Raw genomic sequence first — 9333 nt, forward strand, 5'->3', positions numbered from 1 at the left:
ATAATTTAAGTATTCAAAGACCGAAGTCTTTGGCACCTTCATCAAACGCCCACACTTATCGACTGTTAATTGTTAAAGAACTTATTCGGTACTGCCTTGCTGCTTGGTACGAAGCGTTGTGTTCGTAAGCAGCAGAGAGGTGAGATTATGCAGCGTTTCGCGTACTTCGTCAACTCTCTTTTTTACTGCGCTATCTCTTTCGAAACAGCCCGCTTTTCAGCGGGAGGCGAACTATAGCAAAGCCGTCAGAGGCTGACAAGGGCCTTTCGCGCAAATCCCAGTTAGACTGCGCAGATTACCTTTCCGAGAAAGTCGTCATCAATGGACCCACGTCCTGTGTTGCATGAACTCGCTACGCGCTACGCCCTCTCCCCCGCCGCCACGCAGCAACTACATGCGCTTGCAGCCCGGCCATACGAGCCGGCCAATCTGCGCCGCATACTTCCTCTAGGAATTGCGCTACTAGCCGCCGCCCTCGCCGGACTCGGCGTCGTCTTTTGGGTAGCTGCAAATTGGGATGGCCTGGGCCGCAGCAGTAAATTCGCGCTGCTGCAATCGTTACTTGTGCTTTTCTGCGTCGCAGCAATGCTGGCCCCACGGGCTCGCGTGCCACTCGGTCTGCTGGCGTTCTTATGCATCGGCGGACTGTTCGCCTTCTTCGGCCAAACGTATCAGACCGGCGCAGATGCGTGGCAACTCTTTGCTTTATGGGCCGCGTTGGCGCTTCCACTCTGCCTTGGCGTGCGACACGATGCACTGTGGACGCCATGGGCCCTCATCGTGATGACGGCCGTGACGCTATGGCTCCACGCACATATTGGATTTGGCTGGCAACGTCGCGCTGGAACGCTACCTTACCATCTGGCAGCGTGGATTGCGTCTCTCTTGCTGGCAAGCGCGCTCAGCCCCTTATTCGCCCGCCATACTGGCGCCGGTATCTGGTCGCTCCGAACCGCCTTAAGCTGCGCCAGCGTATTACTGACCGCAAGCGCGCTGGATTTTCTGTTCGACCACCCCGCCATTGCGCTGCCGTATTGCCTGGCGCTAGCCCTGCTGGGCGCTGCCGCGTGGGCGTTCAGCTCGGCACGCCTGCATGATACGTTTGCCCTCAGCGCGCTCGGCCTGAGCATCAACGTCATGCTGGTCGCACTGCTGGTGCGATGCCTGTTTGACGGTGGCGGTGGCGACCGGATCCCGGAACTGATTGTCACTGGTATCGCTGCGGCCGCATTGCTTGCCACGACCGTGCACCTCGTCCTTGGGCAATCCAAACGGCAGGTGCAAGGGGAAGGCGCATGAACCGCTCGCATCTTGAACATCTCGTCGCCCGCGCCATTGGCGAAGGTATTCTCCCGCCGGATGCAGCCCTTCCCGCAGAGGAAGCGCGCCCGTGGCCTGTGGTCATGCTCACCGCCTTCGGTGCATGGCTGGCTGCGATTCCCCTGATCGCTATTTTTTTTATTGCTTTCGGGGGCGTCCTGGATCGCGGCGCCGGCCCCTTTATTGTTGGCATCCCTATCCTGATCATCACCATCGTCTTGCTCCGCAAGCGCACGCTGCCACTGTTTGTCGAGCAGATGCTGATCCCGGCATTTGCGGCAGGCACTGTGATTCTGGCCTGGGGCTTGATAGACAATCTCCCGCTGCGCGTTGCCGCAGCGCTATTTGCGTGTCTTGCCTGCGCGCTGGCCGTCGCCATCAACCGGAGCTGGCTACGTGTGTTGCTCGGCGTTGCCGCGTGTGTCGCGTTCATGCTGGCACTCATGCCCAAGCATGGTTTCCAGAATGGGTTCAACTACTGGGTGGCGATCGACATTGCGCTCCTCGTGTGGATCGCGGCCCGGCTTTTCGGCCGCGCGGCGGTATTGGACAGCCTGGCCAACGGCTGGGGCGTTGCCCTCCTGATTGGACTGGCCCTGCACGCAGGCATGACCTTCCTTCTGGGCGCGCAGCTGGGATCAAGCGATGATCACACCTGGCGCACCATGCTCCAGCCATGGGATAGCGTGGCGCGCACCGGTTCGGTGCTGGCCACAGTCGTGGCTGCCAGTCTGCTCGCTGGCCGGTGGCCGACTCTGCGCGCTACCTGGGCAGCGCTGGCGGTCCCCGTTCTGCTCGGCCTGTCCTGGCTCATGCCTAGCCTCGGCGGCAGCTTGCTCATTCTTGCGGTCAGCATCAGTTTGGGTAACTGGCGCCTGGGCACAGCCGCTGGCGTGGCCGCGGCATGGATTGTTGGCGCTTTCTATTACCAGGCAAACTATCCCTTGCAAACCAAATCAGCGTGGTTGCTGGCGGCCGGCATGTTACTTGGCATCATTGCCGCACTGGCCTTGCGTGGCCAGACAACGGCACCAGCCGCGACCGGGACGGGTCCGGCAGTGCGGCGCTCGCGCTTCGGTTTTGCCTTGTGCTTGCTGGCCGTGCTGGCTGTGGTCAACGTCGGCATCTGGCAAAAGGAAACGCTTATCGCGCAGGGCCGGCCGATTTTTGTCGAGCTGGCCCCGGTTGATCCCCGCTCGCTGATGCAGGGCGACTATATGCGCTTGCGTTTCCGCTTGCCCGCTGAGCTCAACGGCGACACCGTCACCGAAAATATGCCGCGGCGCGCCCATGTCGTGGCCCGCGTCGATACGCGCGGCATTGCGACGCTGCAAAGGCGCGATGCGGGCACCGCGCTGGCGCCCGATGAAATGTCGATCGAGCTGACGCCGTTTCGATCGGGCTGGTCCATCGCCAGCGATGGCTGGTATTTCAAGGAAGGCGATGCAGCCCGCTGGGAGCGCGCCCGCTACGGCGAATTCCGGGTCGATGCCACAGGCCGCGCGCTGCTGGTCGGCATGCGCGGACCTGATTTGGCACCGCTGTGAGCACTACTCGCGCAGCCGGGTCAGCTGGTACGCTGGATCAGCGCGGATTTTTTCGGGCGTGAATGGCAGTAGCGGGAACTCCTTGCGTGAGTACAGGGGCACCTGGTCAGCGTAATGCGGGTTCTTCGGGTCAACCGACTGGCCATAGGTCAACATCGCGTACGCCACCGGGCCGGCATTGTCGAAGGTAACGGTCTGAACATAGCTCGTGCCCCAAATAATGCCGTGATATCCACTGGCAGTGAGCCCGGTCCGCATATGAATCGAGTTGAAGGAGCCATCGATGTCGCCGATGCCGCCGTGCACCGGCACGCGCACGCCGTTGCGGGTGTCGTCCTGATAGTCGCCCAAGCGGCCGTTGAAGGGAATGTTTAGTGCCGTCAGTTTCTGCGCAGCCGATTTAAGCGCCGCCAGCAAGGCCGGTGTGGCCGATGGCGCCAGGCCACGCGGCGTATTGACCGGGTCGGCCACATCCAGCGGCACTTGCCACAGGCCTGGAATCTCAGCCGCCTGATTCCAGAATTCACGGAACAGCACCGCGCCACGGCTGTCCAGATCCGCCTTGCGGTCCCAGGCATTCAAGGCAGCACAGGCCGTCGCGGTCTGCTGGTCCGGCGAATTCAGACAGAGCGGCAGCAATTCCGGCAACACCAGTTCAGCTGCATAGATGCGATTGGCAAATGCCAGCGTCTGCAAATCTCCCACCACCAGACGTCCCCGCTGGGCAATCATTTGCTCCAGCTGGCGGAACGCGATGCGCGTGCGCAGCGATTGCTCGGCATCGGTCGGACCATACAGCGGTGAATAACCCAGCGGCGCAGGCCCAGTCAGAAGCTGGCGCGCATTGCTGAGCCAATAACTGTCGTTCGAGTTGGCTGCGTAATCGGTGCGGATCATGAATGGCCCGTCGGCAGGTGAAAAGATGCCGGCTGGTGCTGTCGCACTATTGCCCCACGCGCAGGCACTGCGCGACCCGTCAAAGGTCAGCAAGGGCGGTACCAGGAAGCAGTCGGAGACGAATTTGTCGCTGGTCACCAGCGGAACCACGCTCGCATCCGCATACATCGCGTTGCCATTGCGGTCTGCTGCAACGGTATTCACCCAGGGCAATCCGGCATGCTTGTCGAGCGCCGCTTTCAGGGCCGGCACGCTGTTTGACTGCCCCATCGCAATCCATTGCTCGAGCATGCGCGTGTTGTTGCGGTTTGGATCGCCCAGTACCGTTGCCTCGGTGGCATTCCAGACCATGCCCGCCTCGGGGTACACCAACACCGCACCCTGCTTGCTGAAGTAGAAAGTCTTGCTGCGCTGGGCCAGTTTGCCGTCGTTTTGCAAGACATCGACAGTCACGGTTTTTGCGCTCATTTTGACGGGTTGACCGTCGTACAGATACGTGGTGCCAGTCGGGTCGCGCGTGTCCAGCGTGAGCTTGAAGGTGGTGAAGTGGACGGCCTTGGTCACGGTATGGGTCCAGGCAATATCTTTGTTGAAACCAATGACGACCATGGGAATACCGCCCAGCACCACCCCCATTGCATCGTAGCGGCCCGGCACCGTCAGGTGCGCTTGATAGAAACGGTCGGTACTGGTCCAGGGATAGTGCGGGTTGCCAAGCAGCAGGCCAGCGCCGGTAGCACTCAAATCGCGTCCGATCGCGATGCCATTGCTTCCCAGTTGCTCGCTGGTGAGTTTGTCCAAACGGCGCTGCATGAAGCCGATATCGCGCTTGCCAGGCTTGGCCTGCATTTTTGCCAGTTGGATGGTCCCGGGCGTCCGGGCAGCGTTGACGATCTCTTGAGCGAACACTTCGCCGGATCCGTGCAAGGCCTTCTCGGCCAGCACCCGGATCATGTCGTCGAGCGTGATCGGCCGCACCCAGGCGGCGCCAGCACACGCTGCTGGCAAGCGGCCAGCGGCATCTTTCAAGTAGCGGTTGTAACCGTCGACGTAACCCGTGAGCAAGTCACGCGCTTCGACCGTGCCTGCCGCATACGCCGCGCGTTGTTGCTCAATATCGATATAGCTCTTGAAAAAGAAATCACTGTCTTCATTCTTGACGTTGAGGTAGTCGATCGCGGCGCCATACTCGCCGTTGGCAGCTTGCGTGGCCGGCGCTTCCCCGCCGAAATAACGCGACCGTTCGCCATTGACGGTCAAGATCGTGTCGGCAAACATGCACACATTGTCTTGCGCGTAAGCGTAAGCAAGACCGTAACCGAGCCCGCGAAAATGCTCCGCTCGCACGTGCGGTATGCCATACGAGGTGCGGGCAATGTCAGCCATCAGGCGCGGGCCCTGCCCGGCGCCATTGACATCAATGTCCACGCGTCCACAACCGGTAAGCAGAAGACCGAGCACGGCCGCTTTCGCCGAAGCATTCCAAAACTGACTTCTCATAGCGTTGATTCCTTTTGCAATTTCACTAAGACGCAATTCGAGTGGCAATACTACGAAGGGCTTGCCTTTACTCCATTGACATCACTCAACGGTGCGCCAGCTCCCGCCCACGTTCAACAGTGCGCACCTGCTTTACTCATCAGCGGTAGTGTTCAGGCATGGAAAACAATCTAAACGAACAAAACGAACAAAACGGTTTCCGCGAAGAGATGCGGAACATCATCGAAGAAGCCAGGGTGATCCTTCCGGGTGTGCAGGCACTCTTCGGATTTCAAACCATTGCCGTCTTCAACGACCGCTTCGCCGACCTGCCTTCCTTTGCCACGCTGTGCCATCTGATCGGCCTGGGCATGGTGATCGTTGCCGTGGCCCTGGTGATGACGCCAGCCGTGTATTACCGTGTGGTCGGCCCAAAATATGTTTCACACCGCATGGTCAAACGTTCCTCCTGGATGATCCGTTCAGCACTGGCGCCCCTGGCGCTTGGCCTCGCGCTCGATATGTTCACCGTGATCTACGTCGCGACTGATCGGGTGAGCGCCAGTATTGCCGGCGCGCTTCTGACATTCGCGTTCCTCAGCTTCCTGTGGTTCGTGTTCCCCTGGACTGAACGCCGGCAGCAGCGTCAGAACCAAGTGTAGGACCGTCCGCGTGCGGCACGAAACAAAAAATTAACATTTTCAGAAATACCACATAAGTAAATATTCGCTTGAGGCCCTGGCCGACCGCAGGTTATGCTCCGTGCATGTCGGCGCAATGCCGACGCCGTATCGGGAAAGTCTGTTGCGCGCGGTTCAGGCGTGACGGCGCCGAAGGAGCAAGCCCGGCCGCCAGTGGCCAAGTGAATCTCTCCGGGCCAGCACAGAGGGGGTCCGCCGCGCATGGTGCGCGCCTGACTTTCCTTTATTGACCCTGCTGGAACATCTGAGTTCATACGAAAACAATTGCAGTCATTGGCGGCGGGGTTTGCCGAGTTTGCTGCCGCCATTCCTCACTACCGTCGTAACACGTCACCGGCGCCATCCACAGGTTGAACCACGGCCTCGCAGCTGCGGCGGCACGGCTTGGCGTGGCATGCCGCGTGAAGCAAGGCCCGCACGCGCATAAACCACACTTTGTATGTACTACAGCCGTTTTGTCCAAATTCAGCAGGATTTACACCGCATTGCCCGCCGAATAAAAACAGAATGTTTGTTGAAGATCAAAACATCCTCGGGGGAGGACAACGCAATTTTTCGCGTTCAATCCATGTCCGTCAGCACACAAAGAGGTGCGGCGGATGTTCCCGCGCTTTCGCGGCGCGGTCCTATGCATGACCAACATTCAGGAGACAAACACAATGCAATCTAAAAAAACACTGCAAGCGTCCTTGCTCGCCATCTTGATCGGCACGGCAAGTGGCGCGTTGATGCCTGCTGCAGCCCAGGCGCAAAACGTCATCGCCCAGATGCAGAACGCACTCAAGCGTCAATCGGCCGAGGCACTGGCGGCGGCGCAACGTGACTTTGCCCAGTTCGCTACTGCCCAGCAGCAAATGCGCGGCAGCGGTGCGCCGGTCGACTTTCCCCTCGACATCACCGACCTGCAGGATCTGAAGCAGGCTGTCGTGAGCTACGGCTTCCCGGTCCATACCGTGGATCCGAACGAAATGCTGGCAGGCCGCAGCAGCATGCAAGGCATGGCGAAACCAACCGCGCAGTGGCGCTTCGTGATCACGCTGCACGACCGCCCCATTGGCATGGCGACCGTTGAGCGCAGCAATGGCCGTTACGAAACGGTCGAATATGGCGCCAGTGTGCTGTCAAAAGATGTCGACGCGATGGCCGGCTTCCATGGCAATGCGGACAAATCGAATTTGCGCTTCGTGCGCGTGTACCAGGCACGATCGGATTTCCTCGAAGTGATGGGCCAGGATGGCCGTGCCCGCTTTGCGCCCCTGCATTCCGCGCGCGAATCGCTGATGCTCAAGCAGCGCGCCAGCAAGGCTGGCAAGCCCGATGACGGACTGCTCGATGAAGCGGACTTCATCCAACCGCTGCGTTCGGCCGTCAAGCTGAACATGGCTGCACCACGCTAACCGACCGCCTACGGAGATACCATGAACAAGAACCTCAAACAACTGATCGTCGGTGCGGGTCTGCTACTCGCCATTCCTGCAGCAATGGCCCAATGGCGTACGCTGAGCGTGCCGCTGACCACGCAGGAACATAGCCAGTGGTGCTGGGCGGCGTCGAGCAAGGCCGTGCTGAACTACTACGCGAAGACCCCGAGCCAGTGCCAGATCGTGAACTGGGCATTCGGACTGAACTACGCCTGCGGCAATACGAACTTCAACTGGAACAGCTACGCGAACCAGCCAAACAATATGTATGGCAGCAACGGCAGCGTGCAGAATATCCTGAATGCGTGGGGCGTATCGAACGGCGCGTACAACGTCGCCTCGTCGTGGTCCAGCGTGGTATCGGACATCAACGCAAACCGGCCATTCGTGATGCGCTACGGCTGGACCAACGGCGGCGGCCACATCATGGTCGGGCGAGGCTATGAGACCTACAACGGTGTGAATTACGTGTATATCATGAACCCATGGCCAGGCGAAGGGCAGACCTACCGGACCTACGCCTCAGCGGTATCGGCGTACGACCACCGCTGGACCCATACCCAGCGGATGAACATCAGCCGCTAAGGTGAAGCCGGTGCGATTCGTCTGAATACGCACCGGCATTTTTTATGGCGCGCAGGTAGCAACGTCGGCCGGCTTGCCCGAGTCGAAGATACTGCCCATCTGGACAACCTCGAAATCAGATGGGCGGATGGCACGCAGGGCCTGCAGATCGCTATTGTTCCAGCGCGGATCGGGCGCGCCGCTGATGTAGAAGTTCGACCCGATATCCGCCAAAATAATTCCATATGTTTTCATGGCAGTCAGGATCACGCGGTTGTTTGCGGAATACCCGCCGATATTCACGCTGGCCTTGAGGCGCAGCCGCATACCCATGGGCGTCGGATAGGCAGCATTGGTATTGGTACCATTGACGTAATGGCGCGCAGGAGCAACGAACATCGGACTGACCAGGCTCTTGTTCAGGGTGAAGCGGATCGGGTGCCGAATCGTGCCAGAGGCCACTTCATCGTAACGGACCAGGCCAGGAAAAATCGGCAAACCGGCAGCATCGGCCGAGGTGTAACACAATGGACGCAAAGCGTTACTGTTGAGGTCGAACTTGGCCCCCGACGAAGCTTGCCACCCTGTGTTGGTCACGCTTGCATTGTAGAGCTCGTACAGTTTGTGATTTGCGGCATCGACCGCGATCACATGACTGTCGCCACCGCCATTGCCTTCCACCGGTGCTGAGAGGGGAATCGGGAAGGGACCTGGATCGCTTTCGTTTCCATAATTGCCATCGTAGGTATTTCCGCGATACGTGATGGGCACCGTTGGCTGGTTCCCGCACACCACCACGAAGGGAATACCGATCGGCGAACCGAGATAAAGACCACTGCCGAAGTCATTGAACAACGGCGCGTTCGTCTGGTTCAGGAAATTGATGATGGCCGAAGAGCGCGCGTCCAGCGGCGCCTGCGAAATATCCTTCCGCCATGGATTGTCAGCTGGGAAGATACTAAGGTTGGCGAGTGCGCTGGCGTCGGGCACGCACGGCGTGGGTGTTGGCGTTGGCGTTGGCGTTGGCGTTGGCGTTGGCGTTGGCGTTGGCGTTGGCGTGGGCGTTGGCGTCGGTGTAGGCGTCGGTGTTGGTGTCGGCGCGGGCGTTGGTGTCGGGATCGGGGTCGTTGACGAACCGCCACCGCCACATGCGGCCAGGGTCAGCGCGAGACCTAGCCCGCAGCCAGCTTGAATCAATGATTTCACAACGGTCTCCCAGAATTGCCACAAGAAAACGAAAACTATACGCTGTATTGACTGCTTGAGTTGTTACTCAATTGCAAGCAAATGTTGCGGTGGCAAAGCGCAAGACGAAAAAAAACCCCAGAAGCATTTCTGCTCTGGGGTCTTTCTTTTATAACTAGCCTGACGATAACCTACTTTCACACTGGTTGCAGCACTATC

Annotated in this window: 8 protein-coding genes; 5 read left to right on the top strand and 3 right to left on the bottom strand. The window is 59.5% G+C overall.

The features are described 5' to 3' along the window. Positions 1–321: 321 nt before the first annotated feature. Positions 322–1299 carry a DUF2157 domain-containing protein gene (locus tag BUC24_RS26195; RefSeq protein WP_073223675.1) on the top strand — a complete coding sequence of 326 codons (978 nt, stop codon included), beginning with the start codon at positions 322–324 and terminating at the stop codon, positions 1297–1299. Continuing rightward, complete coding sequence (locus tag BUC24_RS26200; protein WP_073223677.1) at positions 1296–2867, top strand: GDYXXLXY domain-containing protein; 1572 nt, start codon at positions 1296–1298, stop codon at positions 2865–2867. Before BUC24_RS26195 ends, BUC24_RS26200 begins: the two co-directional genes overlap by 4 nt. A gap of 3 nt (positions 2868–2870) precedes the next feature. Here BUC24_RS26200 and BUC24_RS26205 read toward each other — a convergent pair whose 3' ends face one another. Further along, entirely contained in the window at positions 2871–5264 is a 2394-nt protein-coding gene (locus BUC24_RS26205; protein WP_229448907.1) for a penicillin acylase family protein, read from the bottom strand. Positions 5265–5422: 158 nt separating this feature from the next. On the opposite strand from BUC24_RS26205, the gene BUC24_RS26210 reads away from it, so the two are divergent. The 3 genes from BUC24_RS26210 (at position 5423) to BUC24_RS26220 (ending at position 7950) form a co-directional block, all read left to right on the top strand. Further along, positions 5423–5905 carry a DUF6328 family protein gene (locus tag BUC24_RS26210; RefSeq protein ID WP_073223679.1) on the top strand — a complete coding sequence of 161 codons (483 nt, stop codon included), beginning with the start codon at positions 5423–5425 and terminating at the stop codon, positions 5903–5905. 698 nt (positions 5906–6603) lie between these two features. After that, positions 6604–7341: a hypothetical protein gene (locus tag BUC24_RS26215; protein ID WP_229448909.1), complete on the top strand. Its 738-nt coding sequence runs from the start codon at positions 6604–6606 to the stop codon at positions 7339–7341. Between the two features lie 21 nt (positions 7342–7362). Continuing rightward, entirely contained in the window at positions 7363–7950 is a 588-nt protein-coding gene (locus BUC24_RS26220; protein ID WP_073223681.1) for a C39 family peptidase, read from the top strand. Between the two features lie 42 nt (positions 7951–7992). On the opposite strand, the gene BUC24_RS26225 is transcribed toward BUC24_RS26220, so the two are convergent. Beyond that, complete coding sequence (locus BUC24_RS26225; protein WP_073223683.1) at positions 7993–8919, bottom strand: hypothetical protein; 927 nt, start codon at positions 8917–8919, stop codon at positions 7993–7995. Then, positions 8888–9079, bottom strand: a complete 192-nt coding sequence (locus BUC24_RS27075) for a hypothetical protein (RefSeq protein WP_178372629.1) — start codon at positions 9077–9079, stop codon at positions 8888–8890. Before BUC24_RS27075 ends, BUC24_RS26225 begins: the two co-directional genes overlap by 32 nt. Positions 9080–9333 lie beyond the last annotated feature (254 nt).

The sequence above is a fragment of the Massilia sp. CF038 genome, from assembly GCF_900129765.1.
GTDB lineage: Bacteria > Pseudomonadota > Gammaproteobacteria > Burkholderiales > Burkholderiaceae_D > Telluria_A.

What these genes read in the sequence shown, in the direction of transcription:
- BUC24_RS26210 (WP_073223679.1), top strand. Translation starts at nt 5,423, where the DNA reads ATGGAAAACAATCTAAACGAACAAAACGAACAAAACGGTTTCCGCGAA.
- BUC24_RS27075 (WP_178372629.1), bottom strand. Translation starts at nt 9,079, where the DNA reads ATGTGGCGGTGGCGGTTCGTCAACGACCCCGATCCCGACACCAACGCC.
- BUC24_RS26195 (WP_073223675.1), top strand. Translation starts at nt 322, where the DNA reads ATGGACCCACGTCCTGTGTTGCATGAACTCGCTACGCGCTACGCCCTC.
- BUC24_RS26215 (WP_229448909.1), top strand. Translation starts at nt 6,604, where the DNA reads ATGCAATCTAAAAAAACACTGCAAGCGTCCTTGCTCGCCATCTTGATC.
- BUC24_RS26220 (WP_073223681.1), top strand. Translation starts at nt 7,363, where the DNA reads ATGAACAAGAACCTCAAACAACTGATCGTCGGTGCGGGTCTGCTACTC.
- BUC24_RS26205 (WP_229448907.1), bottom strand. Translation starts at nt 5,264, where the DNA reads ATGAGAAGTCAGTTTTGGAATGCTTCGGCGAAAGCGGCCGTGCTCGGT.
- BUC24_RS26200 (WP_073223677.1), top strand. Translation starts at nt 1,296, where the DNA reads ATGAACCGCTCGCATCTTGAACATCTCGTCGCCCGCGCCATTGGCGAA.